This is a genomic window from Streptomyces sp. NPDC037401 (genome assembly GCF_055602345.1).
The window spans coordinates 97956-117698 of record NZ_JBVJWO010000011.1 but is presented as its reverse complement, the minus strand read 5'-3'; the positions used below and the strand labels follow the sequence as shown (position 1 = coordinate 117698).

The following is a 19743-nucleotide window of genomic DNA, read 5'->3' as shown; positions in this document are numbered from 1 at the left end:
GGGCAGTCCGTTCGCCGCGTCCTCGGCCGCGCCCTCCGAACCGCCCGCCTGCGCGGTGCCCCCCCCCCCCCCCCCCCCCCCCCACCCCCCCACCCCCCCCCCCCCCCCCCCCCCCCCCCCCCCCGGGCCGCCGCCGGGTCGGGCGCGGGCGGGCCGGTGTCGGGGAGGGGCGGGGCCGGGGCGGGCCCCGTGGGGTGCTGGGCGGGCATGGGGTGGTCCTCGGGTCAGCCGGCCGACGGGGTCGGGGAGGTCAGGGGGAGCCCGGTGTCGGTGGGCGGAATGTACATGTCGGACGCCGAAGGGGAACCGTACGCCGAAGACGTCGCCGTGTGCTCGTTCGACGGGGGTGACGTGGGCAGCAGCGAGGAGTGGCCGGACTCCGACGGGGTCGCGGGCGACTCGCTCGGCGCGCTCGGCGCGGCGGGCGGCGGATCGGGCTGCGACCGCAGCGCCAGGCCGCCCAGCACCCCGCTCACGCCCAGCACGCACACGGCGCCCGCGGCCACCAGCGCGAGCCGGTACCGGCGGCGGCGCGAGCCGCGCTGTTCCACGTACGACACGTCCACGGGCACGGCCAGCCGCCCCGCGTCCTGAGCGGCGCGCTTGAGCGCCTCGGCCAGCGGGTCACGCATCGGGGGCCTCCTCCAGGCGGGGCCGGAGCGCGGCCCGGGCGCGGGACAGGTGCGTCTTGACGGTGCCGGCGGAGATGCCGGTCTCGGCGGCCACCTGCTCGACGGTGAGATCGCACACGTAGTGCAGGACGGCCACCCGCCGCTGCTTGTCGGGCAGCCGGCGCAGGGCGGAGACCAGGGCGACGGTGCCGGGGTCCGGCGAGGGAGCCGGGCCGGGCGCGCCGTGGCGCCGCCAGGCGTCCGCGGACCGCCCGCGCCGCCGCCACCGGCTGACGGCGAGCCGCCAGGCGACCGTACGGATCCACGCCTCGGGCCCGGCGTCCCGGCTGATCCGCGCCCGCCGGTCCCAGGCGCGCACGAAGGCCTCCTGGACCACGTCCTGCGCCTCGTGCAGGTCGCCGGTCATCAGATAGACCTGTCCCACCAGCTGTTTTGCGGAGTGAGCGTAGAACTCCTCGAACTCCTCGACGGTCAAAAGGGCTCCCGGTGGTGGACGGTCTCAGGGGGTATACGCCTGGCACCGCGATCCGGTTGACACCCCGCCGGAACATTTTTTCCCACCCGGCCACGACAAGGCCCCGCACAGCCGGGGGCGGTGCGGGGCGGAATGCGCGCGGGACGGCTCAGACGGCCAGCACGGGCACGTCGTACAGCGGGATGTACTTGTCGCGCGTCACCAGCGTGAGCCCCTCGGTCTGCGCCTGGGCGACCAGCATCCGGTCGAAGGGGTCGCGGTGGTGGGGCGGGAGCTGTCCCGCACGGACGCCGTGTTCGGCCTCGATGGAGAGCGACAGGAACTGGCTGTTCTTGGCTCGCTCCGCGATGTCTGCCGGAGCCTGGAGCTTGCCCGTTGCCTGCTTGACCGAGAGCTCCCAGGGCGTCACTGCGCTCACGTAGACCCAGCGCTCGCGGCCGAGCAGGTCGCGGGTCTCATCCGGCAGGTCGCCGTTGAGCCACCACAGGACGACGTGCGTGTCGAGCAGCATCTTCACTCGTCGACTCCGAACGCCTCGGCGAACCCATCGGGGAGCTCGTCGAAGTTGTCGGCGATCACGATCCGGCCCTCCAGGGAACCGTAATCCGTGCGCTGCACCTTGCCTGCCAGCGGGATCACTTTGGCGACCGGTTCGCCGGACTTGCTGATGATCACTTCCTCGCCGGTGGCGACCATTTCCAGGATCTTGGAGAAGTGAGTCTTCGCCTCGTGCACGTTGTACTGCCGGGCTGCTTCCATGGCGGCCTCTCACACATGAGTGGACTAAGCGCTGGACTTAGCGTAGTGGGAGCGGCTCCATGCCCGCCAGCTCCGTCGCTCTCCGGTGGGACGGCAATCCCTCGCGCGAGTGACCGACCCGCGCCGTAGGGTGGGAACCCCGGCCCGTTCCACGTGTCGGGTGCTTCGCGTTGTCCCTGCGCGAGGCGCTGTGTACGGACCACCCCCGGACGGAAAGCCTCCTCATGAGCCTGCACGGTCTGCTCGACGCCGTCATTCAGGACCCCGCGCTCGGGGAAGCCGTCAAGGCGGCCGCCGACGGCAACCGCATGCACGTCGACCTCGTCGGGCCGCCCTCCGCGCGGCCCTTCGCCGTCGCCGCGCTCGCCCGGCGGACCGAGCGCACGGTGCTGGCCGTCACCGCCACCGGGCGCGAGGCCGAGGACCTCGCCGCCGCCCTGCGCTCCCTGCTTCCCCCCGACGAGGTCGTGGACTACCCGTCCTGGGAGACCCTGCCGCACGAACGGCTCTCGCCCCGCAGCGACACCGTCGGCCGACGCCTGGCCGTGCTGCGCCGGCTCGCGCACCCCAGCAAGGACGACCCGGCCGCCGGCCCGGTCTCCGTGGTCGTCGCGCCGATCCGCTCCGTGCTCCAGCCGCAGGTCAAGGGGCTCGGAGACCTGGTTCCCGTCTCCCTGCGCCAGGGCCAGAGCGCCGACCTCGGCGAGATCACCGAGGCGCTCGCGGCCGCCGCGTACGCCCGGGTGGAGCTCGTCGAGAAGCGTGGCGAGTTCGCCGTGCGCGGCGGCATCCTCGACGTCTTCCCGCCCACCGAGGAGCACCCCCTCCGCATCGAGTTCTGGGGCGACGACGTCGAGGAGATCCGCTACTTCAAGGTCGCCGACCAGCGGTCGCTGGAGGTCGCCGAGCACGGCCTGTGGGCACCGCCGTGCCGGGAGCTGCTGCTGACCGCCCAGGTGCGGGAGCGGGCCGCGGCGCTCGCCGAGCAGCACCCCGAGCTCGGCGAACTGCTCGGCAAGATCGCCGAGGGGATCGCGGTCGAGGGCATGGAGTCCCTGGCCCCCGTCCTCGTCGACGACATGGAGCTGCTGCTCGACGTACTGCCCCGGGGCGCCATGGCCGTCGTCTGCGACCCCGAGCGCGTCCGCACCCGGGCCGCCGACCTCGTCGCCACCAGCCAGGAGTTCCTCCAGGCCTCGTGGGCGGCCACCGCGGGCGGCGGAGAGGCTCCCATCGACGTCGGCGCGGCCTCGCTGTGGGGCATCGCCGACGTCCGCGACCGCGCCCGCGAGCTCGGCCTGATGTGGTGGTCGGTGTCCCCCTTCGCCGCGGACGACGCGGACGCCGGCGACGACACCCTCAAGCTCGGCATGCACGCCGCCGAGGCCTACCGCGGCGACACCGCCCGCGCCCTGGCCGACACCAAGGGCTGGCTCGCGGACGGCTGGCGCACCGTCTACCTCACCGAGGGCCACGGCCCCGCCGCCCGCACCGTCGAGGTCCTCGGCGGCGAGGGCATCCCGGCCCGCCTGGAATCCTCCCTGACCACGATCGAGCCGTCCCTCGTCCACGTGGCCTGCGGCGCGCTCGACACCGGCTTCGTCGACGCCGGGCTCAAGCTCGCCGTGCTCACCGAGACCGACCTGACCGGGCAGCGCACCGCCACCAAGGACCTGGGCCGGATGCCGACCCGGCGCCGCAAGACCATCGACCCGCTCACCCTCGAAGTCGGCGACTACATCGTGCACGAGCAGCACGGCGTCGGCCGCTACATCGAGATGGTGCAGCGCACCGTGCAGGGCGCGACCCGCGAGTACCTGCTCGTCGAGTACGCACCCGCCAAGCGCGGCCAGCCCGGCGACCGCCTCTACATTCCCACCGACCAGCTGGAGCAGGTCACAAAGTACGTCGGCGGCGAGGCGCCCACCCTGCACCGGCTCGGCGGCGCCGACTGGACCAAGACCAAGGCGCGCGCGAAGAAGGCCGTCAAAGAGATCGCGGCCGACCTCATCAAGCTCTACAGCGCCCGGATGGCGGCCCCCGGCCACGTCTTCGGCCCGGACACCCCCTGGCAGCGCGAGCTGGAGGACGCCTTCCCGTACGCCGAGACGCCCGACCAGCTGACCACGATCGCCGAGGTCAAGGAAGACATGGAGAAGTCGGTCCCGATGGACCGGCTGATCTGCGGAGACGTCGGCTACGGCAAAACCGAGATTGCAGTGAGAGCGGCCTTCAAGGCCGTGCAGGACGGCAAGCAGGTCGCCGTCCTCGTCCCCACCACCCTCCTCGTCCAGCAGCACTACGGCACCTTCTCCGAGCGGTACGCCCAGTTCCCGGTCGTCACGAAGGCCCTGTCGCGGTTCCAGACCGACACCGAGGCCAAGGCCACCCTGGAAGGCCTCAAGGAGGGCTCGGTGGACGTCGTCATCGGCACCCACCGCCTCTTCTCCTCGGAGACCAAGTTCAAGGACCTGGGCCTGGTCATCGTCGACGAGGAGCAGCGCTTCGGCGTCGAGCACAAGGAGCAGCTGAAGAAGCTCCGCGCCAACGTCGACGTGCTGACCATGTCCGCCACCCCCATTCCCCGTACGCTCGAAATGGCCGTCACCGGCATCCGCGAGATGTCGACGATCACCACCCCGCCGGAGGAGCGGCACCCGGTGCTGACCTTCGTCGGCCCGTACGAGCAGAAGCAGATCGGCGCGGCCATCCGCCGCGAACTGCTCCGCGAGGGCCAGGTCTTCTACATCCACAACCGCGTCGAGTCCATCGACCGGGCGGCCGCCAAGCTGCGCGAGATCGTGCCGGAGGCGCGGATCGCGACCGCGCACGGGCAGATGTCGGAGACCGCCCTGGAACAGGTCGTCGTCGACTTCTGGGAGAAGAAGTTCGACGTGCTGGTGTCGACCACGATCGTGGAGTCCGGCATCGACATCTCCAACGCCAACACCCTGATCGTGGAGCGCGGCGACAACTTCGGCCTCTCGCAGCTCCACCAGCTGCGCGGCCGTGTCGGCCGTGGCCGCGAGCGCGGCTACGCATACTTCCTCTACCCGCCGGAGAAGCCGCTCACCGAGACCGCCCACGAGCGGCTCGCGACGATCGCCCAGCACACCGAGATGGGCGCGGGCATGTACGTGGCCATGAAGGACCTGGAGATCCGCGGCGCGGGCAACCTGCTCGGCGGAGAGCAGTCCGGCCACATCGCGGGCGTCGGCTTCGACCTGTACGTACGGATGGTCGGCGAGGCCGTCGCCGACTACCGGGCCTCCCTGGAAGGCGCGGTGGAGGAGGAGCCGCCGCTCGAGGTCAAGATCGAGCTTCCGGTCGACGCGCACGTCCCGCACGACTACGCACCGGGCGAGCGGCTGCGCCTCCAGGCGTACCGGTCCATCGCCGCCGCCAACTCCGAGGACGACATCAGGGCGGTCCGCGAGGAACTGACCGACCGCTACGGCAAGCTGCCGGAGCCGGTGGAGAACCTGCTGCTGGTGGCCGGGCTGCGGATGCTGGCGCGGGCCTGCGGGGTCGGCGACATCACCCTCCAGGGGCCGAACATCCGCTTCGGCCCGGTGGAGCTGCGGGAGTCGCAGGAGCTGCGCCTCAAGCGGCTCTACCCGGGCGCGGTCCTCAAGCCGGCGACCTCTCAGGTGCTGATCCCGCGTCCGAAGACCGGCAAGATCGGCGGAAAGCCGCTGGTCGGCCGGGAACTGCTCGCCTGGACCGGGGAGTTCCTCACCACGATCCTCGGTTCGTAGCGTTCGTAGCGTTCGTAGCGCTCGTAGCGCTCGTACGCGGGGAGCGGCGGACGGTGTCTAGGATCGGGCCCCATGCGCCGTCTCCCCGCCTCCGCCGCCCTGTTGCTCGCCTGCACCCTCGTGCTGACCGGATGCACGCAGCCGGAAGGGTCCGGGCCGGGGGCCTCGGGCGGCCCGGGAGCCGGTGCCGGGCGCGGCGGCGAAGGCGGCAGGGCACTGCCCGCCGTCGGCGCCCTGACCGTCAAGGGCCGGGCGCCCAGGACGGGGTACGAGCGCGAGCAGTTCGGCCGCGCCTGGCTGGACACGGACGGAAACGGCTGCGGGACCCGCGAGGACATCCTCCGGCGGGACCTGACGGACACCCGGTTCAAGGACGGCGGCCGCTGCAAGGTGGCCTCGGGGGTCCTGGAGCGCGACCCGTACACCGGCAAGCGGCTGGAGTTCCGGCGCGGGCGCACCGGCATAGACGTCGACCACGTGGTCGCCCTGTCGGACGCCTGGCAGAAGGGCGCGCAGAAGTGGGACCGCCGCAAGCGGATCGCCTTCGCCAACGACCCGCTGAACCTGCTGGCCGTGGACTCCTCGGCCAACCGCCGCAAGGGCGACGGCGATGCGGCGACCTGGCTGCCCGCCGACCGGCAGTACCGCTGTGCGTACGTCGCCGCGCAGGTCGCGGTGAAGCGGAAGTACGGGCTGTGGGTCACCCGCGGGGAGCGCGACGCGATGGAGCGCGTCCTCGGCCGCTGCCCCGAACAGGCCCTGCCCGCGGGCGGGAACCCGACCGAGGCCCCGGCCCGCGTCAGCCGCTGACCGCGTCAGCCGCAGGGTCAGGCGGTCTTGCCGCCGCGACGCAGCTTGTCGGCGTCGACGACGTCCGTGTCTGCGGGCGGGGCGACGTTCACGGGCTTGTCGTAGTCGGAGAAGGTGAGCTCCCCCGGGTCCTTCTCGCCGGTCTTGGTCGCCCGCAGCAGGTACGGCTCGCCCCGGGTGGCGACGTAGTACGTCTCCAGCCCGCCGGGGGAGGCCGTGGTCACGGTCATCGCCGGCCGGCCGGCCACCGCGGTCAGGCCGCCCTTGCGCGCCACCGGGCTGCTCTTGCCGAAGGAGGCGAGCAGTTTGTCGAGGTCGCACATCTGCGCCGACTGCCGGGCCTCGGCGCTGCTCGACCGCATCTTCAGCCAGCGGTCGGCCAGCATGGCGACGACGGCGTCCACCTGGTCCGCGGGCGCGTTGCCTGCCTGGGAGCGGTAGAGCTTCTCGTCGCCCTTGTAATAGAGGAAGTCGGCCGACTTGATGATCTCGGCCTTGCCCGTGCCGCCGATTTCGACGGTGCCGGCGCACTCGCCGCGGGTGTTGAGGGCGAGGTTCATCCTCATGTCCTTGCCCCCGGTGCGGACGTTGCCCGCGATCCGCAGGGAATCCGCACGCTTGGTGGCGGCGTAGGCCTTCTCGTGGATCTCGGGACCGGAGAGGCCTGCGAAGGGCTCCGCCGGCCTCGCGGGCGCCGAGGAAGCGGGCGCGGGCTTCTCCGAGCCGGCGGCCTTGGCAGCCTTGGCGGCCTTGGCGGCCTTGTCGTCCTGTGACCCGCTCGAGCCGGTGCAGGACGTGAGCCCGGCCAGCGCGGCGGCGGCGAGTGCGGCCGCGGTCAGCGTGCGGATGCGCATGTGGATCCCCCCTGTGCAACTGCGGTGTGCCCGCAAGGGCCGACACTAGCCGACCCCCCGGACAAGCCCCCGGGGCCGACGTGCCGTCAGGCTGCCGTTCCCCTGGGACCGTTCTGCCCGGTCGCGCGGCCGGTGAAGCCGCCCTCCCCTCGCGGGGCGGCTGCACCGGCCGGCGCGGTCCGTGCAGGTCCGGCTTCAGCCGAGCTTGGACATGTCGACGACGTCCTTGTCGGCGGGCGGGGTGACGTTCACCGGCCGGTCGAATCCGGAGAAGGCCAGCTCGCCCGGGTCGGTGCCGTCCTTCTGGGAGGCCTTGATCAGGTACGGCTCGCCCTTCGCGGCCACGTAGAGCGTGCCGGTGCCGCCGTCGACGGGCACGGTCAGGGGGATGGCCTGCTGCCCGTCGACCGTGGTCGGCGCGCCCTTGCGGGCGGTGCTGGACCCGTCCTCGAACTCCTTGAGCAGCTCGTCCAGGTCGCAGATCCCGGTGAAGTCCTTGGCGTCCGGGGAGGTGGCCGGGGTCTTCATCCAGCGGTCGGCGAGCATCTCGACCACCGCGTCCGTCTGCTCCTTGGGCTCGCCCTTGGAAGCGGCGCGGTAGAAGGCCTCGTCGGCCTTCACGTAGACGTTCGCGGTCGACTTGATCAGCTCGAAGCCGCCCTCGCCCGCCGTGCGCATGCTGCCCTTGCACTCGTCCTTGGTGCTCAGGGACAGGTCGACGGTCATGGCCTTGCCGTCCTCGGTGACCTTGCCCTTGACGGTCAGCGAGGACGCCTTGCGGGTGGCGGCCAGGGACTTGTCGAGCAGCTGAGGACCGGTCAGGTCCGCGTGCGGGGTGCTCTGTGCGGCGGGCTTGGCGGCCGTCTTGCCGCCGGGCTTGCCCGCCGCGGACTCGGAGCCGGAGGTGCCGCAGGCGGTGAGCCCGAGGAGGGCGGCGGAGGCCAGAGCGGTGGCGGCGAGGGTGGTGGTGCGCATCGGGGAGCTCCCTGCGGTGCAGTGGGGTGAGCGGACGCTTCGGTGTGACGATGGCAATCACAACAGATCCTGTGAACCGAGTCAACGCGGTTCACAGGAAATCTTCGATTCACGCCGTGAAGGGGTCTGGTAGGTGTGTACGGGTATGCTCGGCGGCACGCAGCGGGACGCCTGACCAGCCTGACCAGGGGAGCGAGACAGTGCCGGAGAACACCGCAGAGGTGACCGCAGCCGAAATCGCACGGCTCGCCGGCGTCGGCCGGGCGGCCGTCAGCAACTGGCGCCGCCGGCACACCGACTTCCCCAAGCCCGTCGGCGGCACCGAGACCAGCCCCTCCTTCGCCCTGCCCGAGGTCGAGCAGTGGCTGCGCGACCAGGGCAAGCTGGCCGAGGTCCCGCTCCGCGAACGCGTCTGGCAGCAGCTCTCCGGACACCCCGCCGGCGCGGTCCCCGCCCTCGTCCACGCGGGCTGCGCGCTCCTCGTCGTACGCGACCGCCCCACCGACTGGCTGGAGCTGGCCGCGGTCTCCGACGCGCTGCTGGCCGACCGGCTGCGGCCGGTGCTCGGCCAGGTGCTCACCGCCCGCTTCGGCGACGCGCCCCCGGTCCGCGCGGACGGCATCGGACCGGCTTCCGCCCCCCTGATGCGCGCCGCCGCCGAGCTGGCCGCCGAACTCGGCGCCCGCCAGGCCTTCGAGTTCCTGCTCGGCCGCCACCTCGACGCCAACCCGCGGCAGTACACGCTCACCCCGCCCGGCCCCGCCGAGCTGATGGCCGCACTCGCCTCCTCGTCCGCGTCCTCCGCCGCCTCCTCCGGCTCCACCGCAGCGGCGGGCGCCGCACCCTTCTCCGTCCTCGACCCGGCCTGCGGAACCGGCACCCTGCTGCGCGCCGTCCCCCGGGCCACCGCCCTGTACGGCCAGGACGCCCACCCCGAACTGGCCGCCCTCACCGCCCTGCGCCTGGCCCTCGCCGGAGACGCCACGGTCCGCACCGCCGCCGCCGACAGCCTGCGAGCCGACGCCTTCGCCGGGACGGCCGCCGACGTCGTGCTCTGCCACCCGCCGTTCAACGAACGCAACTGGGGCCACGACGAACTGGCCTACGACCCCCGCTGGGAGTACGGCTTCCCCGCCCGCACCGAGTCCGAGCTCGCCTGGGTGCAGCACGCCCTCGCCCGGCTCCGCGACGGCGGCACCGCCGTCCTGCTGATGCCCCCCGCCGTCGCCGCCCGCCGCTCCGGCCGCCGCATCCGCGCCGACCTGCTGCGCCGCGGCGCACTGCGCGCCGTGATCGCCCTGCCCGCCGGCGCAGCGCCCCCGTACGGCATCCCGCTGCACCTGTGGGTGCTGCGCAGGCCCGCGCCCGCCGCCGCACCCGCACCCGAACTGCTCCTGGTGGACACCGCCGAGCTCGGCTCCGACGGGCGGGCCGCCGCCGACGGCCGCGACAAGGGCTCCTGGCCCGCCGTCCACCGCGCCGTGACCGAGGCCTGGGCCGCCTTCGACCGCACCGGCACCGCCGAGCAGGTCCCCGGCGTCAGCCGCTCCGTGCCCGTCATCGAGCTCCTCGACGACGACGTCGACCTGACTCCGGCCCGCTACCTCCCGCCGCCCGCCGCGGGCGGCGGCCCCGCCGGACTGGCCGCCGTCCGCGAACGCCTCGACGCGACCCTGCTGCTGGCCACCCGCCTCGCCCCGCCCGCCGCCGACGCCGCGGGCGCCCCCGCCGACGCGGTCCGCCGGACCGCCACCACCCTCGGCGAACTCGCCCGCGCGGGCGCCCTGGTCCTGCGCTCGGCCGGTGCCGCCGACGAGCCGGTGCTCACCGCGCCCGGAGACGTGGTCGTCCCCGTCGTCGGCGCCACCTCCGTCGCCCGGGTCGTCGACGAGTCCACCGCCGGCGAGCCCCTCGGCCGCGGCCTCCAGTTGCTGCGCCCCGACCCGGCCGCGCTCGACCCGTGGTTCCTCGCCGGCTTCCTGCGCGGCACCGCCAACAACCGTCAGGCCAGCAGCTACGCCTCCACCGCCACCCGGCTCGACGTGCGCCGGCTCCAGCTCCCCCGGCTCCCGCTCGCCGACCAGCAGCTGTACGGTGAACGCTTCCGCGCCCTCGCCGAGTTCGAAGAAGCACTGCGGCTGGCCGGCCGGCTCGGAGAGCAGCTGGTCCAAGGGCTCTACGACGGTCTGACCGACGGCACCATCCCCGCCTGATCGGTTCAACAACGGTTCGGTACAACCCGGAGCCGCTTGTCCGCGTCGGTGTATACCCTCGGTCCGTCGACCGACCACACATCCGCACTCGTCAGGAGCAGCAATGCACGGCCAAGGCTATGCACCCCCTCAGCCGGGGCGCCCCGCCGGCAGCACTCTGGCCGCGCTGCGCGCCCTCTTCGCAGGGCTGACCCTGCTCAGCTGCGGGTTCCTCGGCTGGGTGCCGATGCTGCGGCTGGCGATCGTCACCCGCAGAGCACTGCACTGGGCGCTGTTCTGCCTGGTCATCGCGCTGAACATCGGCCTGCTCGTGTTCGCGGGCGTCGCCGTCCCCGAGGACGAGAACGCCGAGCTGAGCGACTCCGCCGCCGCGGTCATCCTCGTCTGGCTGCTCGTCAACACCGTGGGCGTCCTGACGTACTACTTCTACGCCGAGCTGCGGCACTTCGAGAAGCTGGACACGGCCGCGGACGGCCCGGTCCGGCAGCCCGCAGTCCCGCCGATGCCGCCCGTCGGCTACGGCTACCCGCCGGTCCCGCAGCAGGCGCCGCCGCACCACACCCCCGCTCCGCAGCCGCCGCACCACACCCCGGCCCCGCAGCAGCCGCCCCACCACACCCCGGTTCCGCAGCCGCCCGCCCCCCAGCCGCCCCAGCGCATCGGCCAGGTCCGCGCCGAACTGGACGAGCTGAGCGAGCTGCTGCGCCGCCAGGAGCGCGACCAGTGAGCGGACGCGTCATCGCGGACCGGTACCAGCTCGCCACCCTGCTCGGCCAGGGCGGCATGGGACAGGTCTGGACGGCGTACGACCAGCGGCTGGACCGCCGCGTCGCGGTCAAACTGCTGCGCCCCGACAAGGTCACCGGCCCGGTGGGCTCCACGGCCGCCGAGGAGATGCGCCGCCGCTTCGTCCGCGAGTGCCGGGTCACCGCCCAGGTCGACCACCCCGGACTGGTCACCGTCCACGACGCGGGCAGCGACACCGACGACCTCTACCTCGTGATGCAGTACGTCGAGGGCTCCGACCTCGCCGACCACATCGCCGAGCACGACCCGTACCCCTGGCCGTGGGCGGTCTCCGTCGCGGCGCAGCTGTGCGCGGTGCTCTCCGCCGTCCACGCGGTGCCGATCGTGCACCGCGACCTCAAGCCGCGCAACGTCATGGTCCGCCCCGACGGCTCGGTCGTCGTGCTCGACCTCGGCGTGGCCTCCGTCATGGACTCCGACACCACCCGCCTCACCCACACCGGCTCGCCCATCGGCAGCCCCGCCTACATGGCCCCCGAGCAGGCGATGGGCGGCGCCGTCGGCCCGTACACCGACCTCTACGCCCTCGGCGTCCTGCTCCACGAGCTGCTCAGCGGCGGGGTGCCGTTCGCCGGATCCACCGCGCTGGGCGTCCTGCACCGCCACCTGTACGAGCCCCCGCTGCCGGTCCGCCAGCTGCGCCCCGAGGTGCCGCACCAGCTGGAGGCGCTGGTGCTGCGGCTGCTCGCCAAGGACCCGCAGCACCGGCCCGGCTCCGCCCAGGAGGTCTACGAGGCCCTGGCCCCGCTGCTGCCCACCCGGGCCACGCCCGCCTCCGGGCCGCTCGACCCCACCCGGCCGTTCGTCCGCCCGCACGCCCCCTGGCCGGACCGGGCGGCGGCGCCCGCGGACAACCCCGTGCGGCAGCAGACGCCGGTGCCCGGCCGCCCCGACATCGCCGGGGCCGTGGACCAGGTCAAGCGGCTCCTCGACGAGGGCCGGCTCACCCAGGCCGTGGACATCCTCGGCGGGATCCTGCCGGGCGCCGCCGCCGAGCACGGCGAGAAGTCCCCCGTGGTCCGCTCCCTGCGCAAGCAGTACGCCGCCACGCTGATGGACGACGGCCAGTACCGGCGCGCCCTGCCCGAGCTGCGCCGCCTCGCCGACGAGTACGCCCGGGACTCCGGCGCCGGCGACCCGCAGTCCCTGCGCTTCCGCTACGACGTCGCCCAGTGCCTGGAGCAGCTCGGCGAGCCCGCGGCCGCGCTGGCCGAGTACCGCTCGCTGCTGCCGTACTTCGAGAACCAGTACGCCAACGACGACCGGGAACTGCCCCTCGAAGTGCGCCGCCGCATCGGTCAGTTGCTGCTCGCCCTCGGGGACCGGGCGGGCGCCCGCGACACGCTCGCCCGGCTGCTGTTCGACGCCGAGCGGCTGCACGGTCCGCACCACCCCTTCACCGGCGAGATCCGGCGCACCCTGCACTGGCTGGGGCAGGTCCACGGCTGAGCCGGGGCCGGGCGCGGGCCCGGGGCAGGACCAGGGCGCGGCTGATCGGGCGGCGCACCCGGATCCGCGGCGAATCGTTGGTCGAATCGGTGGCCCAGGCCACCCCGACTGCATACCATCGATCACCGCAAGGCCTTGTGCACCAAAGCACAATCCTTTAGCCGGGAGGCTCCTTTGCACCGTCGCACTGCGCTCTCCGTCTCCGCCGCCCTGCTCGCCGCGGCCCCCCTGCTGGCCGCCTGCTCGGGCGAGGCCCGCCCCGGCACCGCAGCCGTCGTCGGCGGTGAACGCATCACGATCTCGGCCCTCCAGGCCCAGATGAAGGACGTGCGCGACGCCCAGAACCGCTCTCCCGACGCCGCGCAGCTCATCTCGGACACCGCCGGTCTGGAGAAGTACAAGCTCAACTCGATGATCCAGAGCAAGGTGCTCGACCGGACCGCGCAGAACGCCGGGATCGAGATCACCACCGCGGACCTGGAGGCGGCCCGCAAGGAGCGGATCGCGCAATCCGGCGGGACGGAGCAGTTCGAGGCCCTGGCGCTGCAGAAGGGCGGCCTCGCCCCGGACCAGATCGACCGGGCCATCCGCGACCAGCTGATCCTGGCCCGCCTCAACGAGAAGTACGGCGAGGGCAAGATCGCCGCTCCGGCCGCGGCCGCGGCCAAGGAGCTCGGCGTCGAGGTCAACCCGCGCTACGGCTCCTGGGACGCCTCCCAGCTCACCGTGGGCCCCGCGACCACGCCGTGGATCCGCCAGGTCACCAAGCCCCAGCAGGAGCCGGAGGTACCCGTGGCGGGATGACCCGGGGCCCGGAGGTAGGTTCGAAGCGTGACTGCTTCTGATCCCGCCGCCCCCTCGGCCGCCACCGGCCGCATCGTCCTGCTGACCACCAGCCACCGGGTCGCCGCCGGCCTGCTGTCCTGGCAGGCCTGGCAGACCCTGCGCGCCGCGGACCGCGTGCTGTGCGCCGACCCAGGCCACCCGCAGCTGCCGTACCTGCGCGAGGCGGGCATCGCCGTCGCACACGAGCTCCTGGACGCCCGGGAGCTCGTCGAGGCGTGTGCCGGCGGGCACACCGTGGTGGTCGTCCAGAGCGGCGAGGGCGACCGGCGGCTCACGGACGGGCTGGCCCGGATGGCCGGCTCGGGCCGCCAGAGCATGCCGGACCTGGAGCTGCTGCCCGGCTCGTACGACCTGCCCGGCGCCCGGCTGCTCGACCTGGTCCAGGTCATGGACCGGATCCGGCGCGAGTGCCCCTGGTCCTCCCGCCAGAGCCACGAGGACCTGGCCAAGTACGGGATCGAGGAGGCGTACGAGCTCGTCGAGGCGATCGAGGACGGGGACCGCGAGGCGCTGCGCGAAGAGCTGGGCGACGTACTGCTCCAGGTGGTCTTCCACGCGCGGATCGCGGAGGAGGCCGGCGAAGACGAGGAGCGGTTCTCGATCGACGACGTGGCCGGGACGATCGTGGAGAAGCTCGTACACCGCCATCCGCACGTCTTCGGCGACGCCAGCGCCGAGACGCCGGAGGAGGTCAAGGCCCACTGGACGCGCACCAAAGCGGTCGAGAAGCAGCGCGATTCGGTGACCGAGGGGATCCCGCTGGGGCAGCCGGCGCTCGCGCTCGCGGCGAAGCTGGCGGGCCGGGTCCGCTCGGGTGCCGTGGACGTGCCGCTGCCCGAGGGGGAGGGCATCGGGTACGAACTGCTGGCGCTGGCGGCGCGCGCCGAGGCGCAGGGGGTGGATCCGGAGACCGCGCTGCGCGCGGCGGCCCGGGTGTACCGGGACGCGATCCGTGCCGCCGAGGGCGTCGGCGGGCAGGCGTCGGCCTAGGGAGACCTAGCGGTCGCGCCGGGGATCGCGCGGGGCGCGGCCCGAGGGGTTGTGCCAGTGCGGTGCGGGCCGGTCGAGGAACCACTCGCCGAAGCCCAGTGGCCGGGTCCGCGTCGAGCCGGTGGCCGGTACGGAGTCGTAGAACGTCCGGCCGGGGTCCGCGCCGAGCTCCTCCAGGAGGTGCGCGGTCTCGTCGATGAACAGCGGCGGGCCGCTGAGGTACACGTCCTGGTCGGGCCAGCTGCCCCGGTTGCTCAGCGCGGTCGCGAGCCGGTCGGTGGCCTGGTTGCGGTGCTGACCGGGCGCGGGGGTGATGTAGGTGACGGACAGCCACGGCATGCGGTCCTGCCAGGCGTCGATCAGCGGGCGGTCGTAGAGGTGCGCGCCGTCGCGGGCGACCACGAACAGCCGCACGCGCTGGTCCGGAGGCTGCCGGACCAGGTCCTCCAGCATGGCGCGCACCGGTGACCAGCCGGTGCCGGCGGCGACGAAGCTCAGCGGGCGCCCCGATCCGCGGCGCAGGGTCATCGCCCCGCCCGCGGCGCCCAGCCGGACCGACTCCCCGGGCTGCACGTCCTGTACCAGTGCGGTGCTGACGCGGCCGCGGTCGATCCGGCTGACGTGCAGGTCCAGGGTGTGGTCGGGGCGTGGCGCGTTGCCGATGGAGTACGTGCGCCAGGTGGTCGGCACCCGCTCGCTGCTGAGGCTGACGTACTGGCCGGGCACGTAGGGCAGCGGTGCGTGCGGGCGCAGCGTCAGTACGGCGATGTCCCGGCCGTACTGGAGGTGCTGGACGATCTCCGCGTCCCACCAGGGCGGGCCCGTACTGGAGGAGGCGCCCGCCATCATCGCGTCGGCGATCGCCGAGTACGCCTCGCCCCACGCCTTCTCCACGGCGGGGCTCCAGGCGTCGCCCGAGGCCTCGGCGAGGGCGGCGAGCAGGCTGGTGCCCACGGCGGCGTAGTGCTCGGGGCCCGCCAGGAACTTGCGGTGGTCGCGCCCGAGGTCGCGCAGGTAGCGGCCGAGGGCCTCGTCCTCCAGGTGGGTGATCACATGGGTCAGGGCTGCGAACAGCCGGTCCCGCTGGCGCTCCATGTCCTCGAACGCCGGCGGGAACATCTCCCGGACGTGGGGGTTGTGCCAGAAGAGGTGCGAGTAGAAGAACTTGACCGCGTGCTCGGCCCGTCTCTCCACCACCGCGAAGCTGCTTTTCAAGATCCTCACATCCACAAAACCGAAAGTAGGAACGGCCGCTCGCCTCAGGTCAAGGTCTGTCCGATCTACGGACAGCCGTCACGAACCAGTCATATGGGATGTGCGGTGGCCTGGCGGGTTACGGTCGGGTGGTGCACGAAGAGACCGCCGCAGCCCCCGCCGCACCCCCGGCCCCGAACCTGTTCGACTGGGAGTTCGCCACCGACCCGTACCCGGCCTACGCCTGGCTGCGCGAGCACTCCCCGGTCCACCGCACCCGGCTCCCCAGCGGGGTCGAGGCCTGGCTCGTCACCCGGTACGACGACGCCCGTCAGGCCCTCGCCGACCAGCGGCTGAGCAAGAACCCGGCCCATCATGCGGAGCCCGCGCACGCCAAGGGCAAGACGGGCATCCCGGGCGAGCGCAAGGCCGAGCTGATGACGCATCTGCTCAACATCGACCCCCCGGACCACACCCGGCTGCGGCGCCTGGTGTCCAAGGCCTTCACCCCCCGCCGGGTCGCGGAGTTCACCCCGCGGGTGCAGGAGCTCACCGACCACCTCATCGACGGCTTCGCGGCCCGGGGGGAGGCGGACCTCATCCACGAGTTCGCCTTCCCGCTCCCCATCTACGCCATCTGCGAGATGCTCGGCGTACCACGGGAGGACCAGGACGACTTCCGCGACTGGGCCGGGATGATGATCCGGCACGGCGGCGGTCCGCGCGGGGGAGTGGCCCGGTCGGTCAAGAAGATGCGGAACTACCTCGTCGAGCTGATCCACCGCAAAAGGGACGACCTGGGCGACGACCTCATCTCCGGTCTGATCCGGGCGAGCGACCACGGCGAGCACCTGACGGAGAACGAGGCCGCCGCCATGGCCTTCATCCTGCTCTTCGCCGGCTTCGAGACCACGGTGAACCTCATCGGCAACGGCGTTCACTCGTTGTTTGCGAATCCGGAACAGCGCGCGCGGCTGCAGACCTCCCTCGCTGCGGGCGAAACCGGACTCCTCGCCACCGGTGTGGAGGAGCTGCTGCGCTACGACGGACCGGTCGAGCTGGCCACCTGGCGGTTCGCCACCCGCCCGCTCACCCTCGGCGGCCGGGACATCGCGGCCGGGGACCCGGTGCTGGTCGTCCTGGCTGCCGCGGACCGCGACCCGGCGCGCTTTGCCGACCCGGACGCCCTGGATCTCTCGCGCACGGACAACCAGCACCTCGGATACGGGCACGGGATCCACTACTGCCTCGGCGCTCCGCTGGCCCGGCTGGAGGGCCAGACCGCGCTGGCGACCCTGCTGACCCGGCTGCCGGACCTGCGGCTTGCCGTCGATCCGTCCGAACTGCGCTGGCGGGGCGGGCTCATCATGCGCGGGCTGCGCACACTTCCCGTGGAATTCACCCCGCAAACGAACTGAACCGGAGTCAATCATTCCTGACAAGGCGTCAGGAGTGTGACCTTTACGTGATCTGCGCTGCATCGACTTGTGACAAGCGTTCGAAGCCCGCTACGTTCGCCGTCGCCCCTTTGCCCCCACGTGAAAGGTCCAACACATGCGTTCCGGGAACGGCCGTCACAGGCGCCCTCGTCAGGCCCCCGCGCTCGTCGTCACGGCCGGAGTCACCGGCTCCGCACTCGCGCTGCCCCTGCTCGCCGCCACGAACGCGTCGGCCGCGGACACCGCCACGTGGGACAAGGTCGCCGAGTGCGAGAGCGGTGGCACCTGGAGTGCCGACTTCGGCAACGGCTCCTACGGCGGGCTGCAGTTCACCCAGGAGATGTGGAAGTCGGCGGGCGGGCTGGAGTTCGCCCCGCGCGCCGACCTGGCCAGCCGCTCGCAGCAGATAGCCGTCGCCGAGAAGGTCCTCGGCTCGAAGGGGCCCGAGGCCTGGCCGCTGTGCGGCAGCACCTCGGGGCTCACGAAGTCCGGCCCCGCCGCCGACGTGGACCCCGGCTCGGCCGCGTCCCCGCGCCCGGTGGCCCCCTCCCCGGTCCGCCCGGACCACGTCGTCCCCGGCGCCGGGAAGCCGGAGGAGCCCGCGACCCCGGCCACCCCCGGCACGCCGGCCACCCCCGGCACGCCCACGACCCCGGGCACGCCGACGACGCCCGGTACGCCGACCACGCCCGCCACCCCCGGTACGCCGACCGTGCCCGGCACCCCGGGCACGCCCACGACCCCGGGCACTCCGGGCACGCCCGGCACTCCCGGAACCCCGGGCACGCCCGGAACTCCCGGCACCCCGGGGTCGACCGACCCGGGTTCGCCGACGCTGCCCCTCACGCCCGGGACTCCCGGCACGCCGGTCCTGCCCGGCACCCCCGGCTTCCCCGCCACCCAGGCCGCGCCGGAGACCCCCGGCGCCACCACCACCCCCGCTCCGGGTGAGGGCACCGGCCGCCACCGCGGCGCGCCGGCCGACGAGATCCCGCTCGGCGCTGACGACCCGTCGAAGGTGACGCCCGAGCCCTCGTACACCGTCAAGCCGGGTGACAGCCTGTCGGAGATCGCGGATGCCAAGGGCGTGAAGGGCGGTTGGAACGCTCTGTACGAGGCGAACGAGCGCCTGATCGGCGAAGACGCGGACCTGATCAAGCCTGGCCAGAATCTCGATCTAAGCGAGAAATAGGGGCACTTCGGGCGGCCCTGATGACCCGTTACGGTAGCAAATGTCCGACTTCTTCGAAGTGAGACATGCATCTCTTCCCGTCAGTGGGCGAGTTCCGCCGTGATGGTTCCGTAATACACCCGCTCACCTGCGCAAACGCTTCCCGCGTAGGGGTGGGTAAGGGCGTTTTCTCCCCGATGTCCGACCTTGAACATCGGGGAGACGTCTGTCTACGGTCTGAACCGCTCGCCACCGCGGGCTCCTTCGACCGCATCGCCGAATCCTGCCGGCGGACGGGGGGAACAGTCGTCGCGCAAGCGCCGAAGGCAGGAGCGGGGGACCCAAGGTAAGTGCCGGACCCGGCCGTTGAGAGACGGTCACGGAACGGCTTGGGGTGAAGCCGCGCGCCAGTCGCGCGGCCGGGCGACTTCATCCGCCCGAACCCGACAGCTCACCTCGCAGGCGTCGGTGAGGAGAAGTTCCATGCTGCTTTCGGGCAAGGGCAAGCACCGTCGTCCCAGCAAGGCCACCCGCATCGTGACCCTCGCCGGTGTCACCGGTGCCGCGGTCGCCGCCCCGCTCATGGCCGCCGGCACCGCCAGCGCCGCCACCACCTCCGAGTGGGACGCCGTCGCCCAGTGCGAGTCCGGCGGCAACTGGTCCATCAACACCGGCAACGGCTACTACGGCGGCCTGCAGTTCGCCCCGTCCACCTGGGCCGGCTTCGGCGGCACCGCCTACGCCCCCAACGCCCACCAGGCCTCCAAGTCCCAGCAGATAGCCGTGGCCGAGAAGGTCCTCGCGGTCCAGGGCAAGGGTGCCTGGCCGAGCTGCGGCGTCGGCCTGTCCCGCGCCTCGAACGGCGGCTCCTCGGACGAGGGCTCCTCCTCCGGCTCCTCGAAGCCGGCCGAGAAGCGCAAGGAGACCCGCGAGGAGTCGGCGCCGACCACCCGCTCCGAGCGCTCGAAGGCCCCGGCAGCCTCCGCGCCGTCCGCCGCCCCGGCCACGGGCTACAAGAAGGGCAACGGCTCGTACGAGGTCAAGGCCGGCGACACCCTCGGCACCATCGCCGACGCCCAGAAGGTGTCCGGCGGCTGGGAGAAGCTCTTCGAGCTGAACAAGGACATCGTGAGCGACGCGAACCTCATCTACCCGGGCCAGATGCTCAAGCTCTCCTGACCCCGCCCGGCTCCGGCCGGACCTCCCCCGGCCCCCGGCCGGACCGCGGCAACCAGGCCCCGCCCGGTGCGCACTTCCCCCCGGCGCACCGGGCGGACGCGTGTCTCCGGGCAGTTGATCAAGGGCTGATTGTCCTGGAACACGGGTATTCGGACCCTTTTTCGTCCCAGGACCCGGGCGGTCGGGCGGCCG

17 protein-coding genes and 1 riboswitch are annotated in these 19743 nt (G+C 73.0%); of the genes, 10 read left to right on the top strand and 7 right to left on the bottom strand.

Annotated features, from left to right (window positions below; all coding sequences use genetic code 11):
* Positions 1–224 precede the first annotated feature (224 nt).
* The 4 genes from ACZ7H1_RS13945 to ACZ7H1_RS13930 all read right to left on the bottom strand — a co-directional run bounded on the left by ACZ7H1_RS13945 (position 225) and on the right by ACZ7H1_RS13930 (position 1866).
* Positions 225–632 carry a hypothetical protein gene (locus ACZ7H1_RS13945; RefSeq protein ID WP_470786467.1) on the bottom strand — a complete coding sequence of 136 codons (408 nt, stop codon included), beginning with the start codon at positions 630–632 and terminating at the stop codon, positions 225–227.
* Positions 625–1107, bottom strand: a complete 483-nt coding sequence (locus tag ACZ7H1_RS13940; protein ID WP_470786466.1) for a SigE family RNA polymerase sigma factor — start codon at positions 1105–1107, stop codon at positions 625–627. The genes ACZ7H1_RS13945 and ACZ7H1_RS13940 overlap by 8 nt, the downstream gene beginning before the upstream one ends.
* A gap of 148 nt (positions 1108–1255) precedes the next feature.
* On the bottom strand, positions 1256–1624 hold the full coding sequence (locus ACZ7H1_RS13935) for a type II toxin-antitoxin system VapC family toxin (protein WP_470786465.1): 369 nt from the start codon (positions 1622–1624) through the stop codon (positions 1256–1258).
* Complete coding sequence (locus tag ACZ7H1_RS13930; RefSeq protein ID WP_470786464.1) at positions 1621–1866, bottom strand: type II toxin-antitoxin system Phd/YefM family antitoxin; 246 nt, start codon at positions 1864–1866, stop codon at positions 1621–1623. Before ACZ7H1_RS13930 ends, ACZ7H1_RS13935 begins: the two co-directional genes overlap by 4 nt.
* Positions 1867–2090: 224 nt before the next feature.
* On the opposite strand from ACZ7H1_RS13930, the gene mfd reads away from it, so the two are divergent.
* Together mfd and ACZ7H1_RS13920 are read left to right on the top strand one after the other, a co-directional pair.
* Positions 2091–5624 (top strand): transcription-repair coupling factor, encoded by a 3534-nt coding sequence (mfd, locus tag ACZ7H1_RS13925; protein ID WP_470786462.1) that lies wholly within the window; start codon positions 2091–2093, stop codon positions 5622–5624.
* A 72-nt stretch (positions 5625–5696) separates the two neighbouring features.
* The gene (locus tag ACZ7H1_RS13920; RefSeq protein ID WP_470786460.1) at positions 5697–6434 is read left to right on the top strand and encodes an HNH endonuclease family protein; all 738 of its coding nucleotides are present in this window, start codon (positions 5697–5699) and stop codon (positions 6432–6434) included.
* A 17-nt stretch (positions 6435–6451) separates the two neighbouring features.
* On the opposite strand, the gene ACZ7H1_RS13915 is transcribed toward ACZ7H1_RS13920, so the two are convergent.
* On the bottom strand, positions 6452–7288 hold the full coding sequence (locus ACZ7H1_RS13915; protein WP_470786458.1) for a hypothetical protein: 837 nt from the start codon (positions 7286–7288) through the stop codon (positions 6452–6454).
* A 195-nt stretch (positions 7289–7483) separates the two neighbouring features.
* Positions 7484–8263: a hypothetical protein gene (locus ACZ7H1_RS13910; protein WP_470786457.1), complete on the bottom strand. Its 780-nt coding sequence runs from the start codon at positions 8261–8263 to the stop codon at positions 7484–7486.
* Positions 8264–8463: 200 nt separating this feature from the next.
* Between ACZ7H1_RS13910 and ACZ7H1_RS13905 the strand changes: the two genes are divergently transcribed.
* The 5 genes from ACZ7H1_RS13905 (at position 8464) to ACZ7H1_RS13885 (ending at position 14568) form a co-directional block, all read left to right on the top strand.
* Positions 8464–10476 carry an N-6 DNA methylase gene (locus ACZ7H1_RS13905; protein ID WP_470786455.1) on the top strand — a complete coding sequence of 671 codons (2013 nt, stop codon included), beginning with the start codon at positions 8464–8466 and terminating at the stop codon, positions 10474–10476.
* A 103-nt stretch (positions 10477–10579) separates the two neighbouring features.
* Positions 10580–11203: a hypothetical protein gene (locus ACZ7H1_RS13900; RefSeq protein WP_470786453.1), complete on the top strand. Its 624-nt coding sequence runs from the start codon at positions 10580–10582 to the stop codon at positions 11201–11203.
* Complete coding sequence (locus tag ACZ7H1_RS13895) at positions 11200–12732, top strand: serine/threonine-protein kinase (RefSeq protein ID WP_470786451.1); 1533 nt, start codon at positions 11200–11202, stop codon at positions 12730–12732. Before ACZ7H1_RS13900 ends, ACZ7H1_RS13895 begins: the two co-directional genes overlap by 4 nt.
* 174 nt (positions 12733–12906) lie before the next feature.
* Entirely contained in the window at positions 12907–13536 is a 630-nt protein-coding gene (locus tag ACZ7H1_RS13890) for a SurA N-terminal domain-containing protein (protein WP_470786449.1), read from the top strand.
* 27 nt (positions 13537–13563) lie between these two features.
* Positions 13564–14568: a nucleoside triphosphate pyrophosphohydrolase gene (locus ACZ7H1_RS13885; RefSeq protein ID WP_470786448.1), complete on the top strand. Its 1005-nt coding sequence runs from the start codon at positions 13564–13566 to the stop codon at positions 14566–14568.
* A gap of 6 nt (positions 14569–14574) precedes the next feature.
* Here the strand turns inward: ACZ7H1_RS13885 and ACZ7H1_RS13880 are convergent, their stop codons facing one another.
* On the bottom strand, positions 14575–15792 hold the full coding sequence (locus tag ACZ7H1_RS13880; RefSeq protein ID WP_470786642.1) for a globin domain-containing protein: 1218 nt from the start codon (positions 15790–15792) through the stop codon (positions 14575–14577).
* A 122-nt stretch (positions 15793–15914) separates the two neighbouring features.
* Between ACZ7H1_RS13880 and ACZ7H1_RS13875 the strand changes: the two genes are divergently transcribed.
* From ACZ7H1_RS13875 to ACZ7H1_RS13865, 3 genes are all read left to right on the top strand, one after another.
* The gene (locus tag ACZ7H1_RS13875) at positions 15915–17180 is read left to right on the top strand and encodes a cytochrome P450 family protein (RefSeq protein WP_470786446.1); all 1266 of its coding nucleotides are present in this window, start codon (positions 15915–15917) and stop codon (positions 17178–17180) included.
* A 136-nt stretch (positions 17181–17316) separates the two neighbouring features.
* Positions 17317–18393, top strand: coding sequence for a transglycosylase family protein (locus tag ACZ7H1_RS13870; RefSeq protein WP_470786444.1), 1077 nt, complete (start codon positions 17317–17319; stop codon positions 18391–18393).
* 287 nt (positions 18394–18680) lie between these two features.
* Positions 18681–18852: riboswitch (cyclic di-AMP (ydaO/yuaA leader) on the top strand.
* Positions 18853–18855: 3 nt separating this feature from the next.
* The gene (locus tag ACZ7H1_RS13865; RefSeq protein WP_470786443.1) at positions 18856–19551 is read left to right on the top strand and encodes a transglycosylase family protein; all 696 of its coding nucleotides are present in this window, start codon (positions 18856–18858) and stop codon (positions 19549–19551) included.
* The last annotated feature ends 192 nt before the right edge of the window (positions 19552–19743 follow it).

Bases quoted from the DNA above. Each gene is read 5' to 3' on its own strand.
- ACZ7H1_RS13920 (WP_470786460.1), top strand. From the start codon at position 5,697: ATGCGCCGTCTCCCCGCCTCCGCCGCCCTGTTGCTCGCCTGCACCCTC.
- ACZ7H1_RS13910 (WP_470786457.1), bottom strand. From the start codon at position 8,263: ATGCGCACCACCACCCTCGCCGCCACCGCTCTGGCCTCCGCCGCCCTC.
- ACZ7H1_RS13865 (WP_470786443.1), top strand. From the start codon at position 18,856: ATGCTGCTTTCGGGCAAGGGCAAGCACCGTCGTCCCAGCAAGGCCACC.
- ACZ7H1_RS13915 (WP_470786458.1), bottom strand. From the start codon at position 7,288: ATGCGCATCCGCACGCTGACCGCGGCCGCACTCGCCGCCGCCGCGCTG.
- ACZ7H1_RS13900 (WP_470786453.1), top strand. From the start codon at position 10,580: ATGCACGGCCAAGGCTATGCACCCCCTCAGCCGGGGCGCCCCGCCGGC.
- ACZ7H1_RS13870 (WP_470786444.1), top strand. From the start codon at position 17,317: ATGCGTTCCGGGAACGGCCGTCACAGGCGCCCTCGTCAGGCCCCCGCG.
- mfd (WP_470786462.1), top strand. From the start codon at position 2,091: ATGAGCCTGCACGGTCTGCTCGACGCCGTCATTCAGGACCCCGCGCTC.
- ACZ7H1_RS13945 (WP_470786467.1), bottom strand. From the start codon at position 632: ATGCGTGACCCGCTGGCCGAGGCGCTCAAGCGCGCCGCTCAGGACGCG.
- ACZ7H1_RS13930 (WP_470786464.1), bottom strand. From the start codon at position 1,866: ATGGAAGCAGCCCGGCAGTACAACGTGCACGAGGCGAAGACTCACTTC.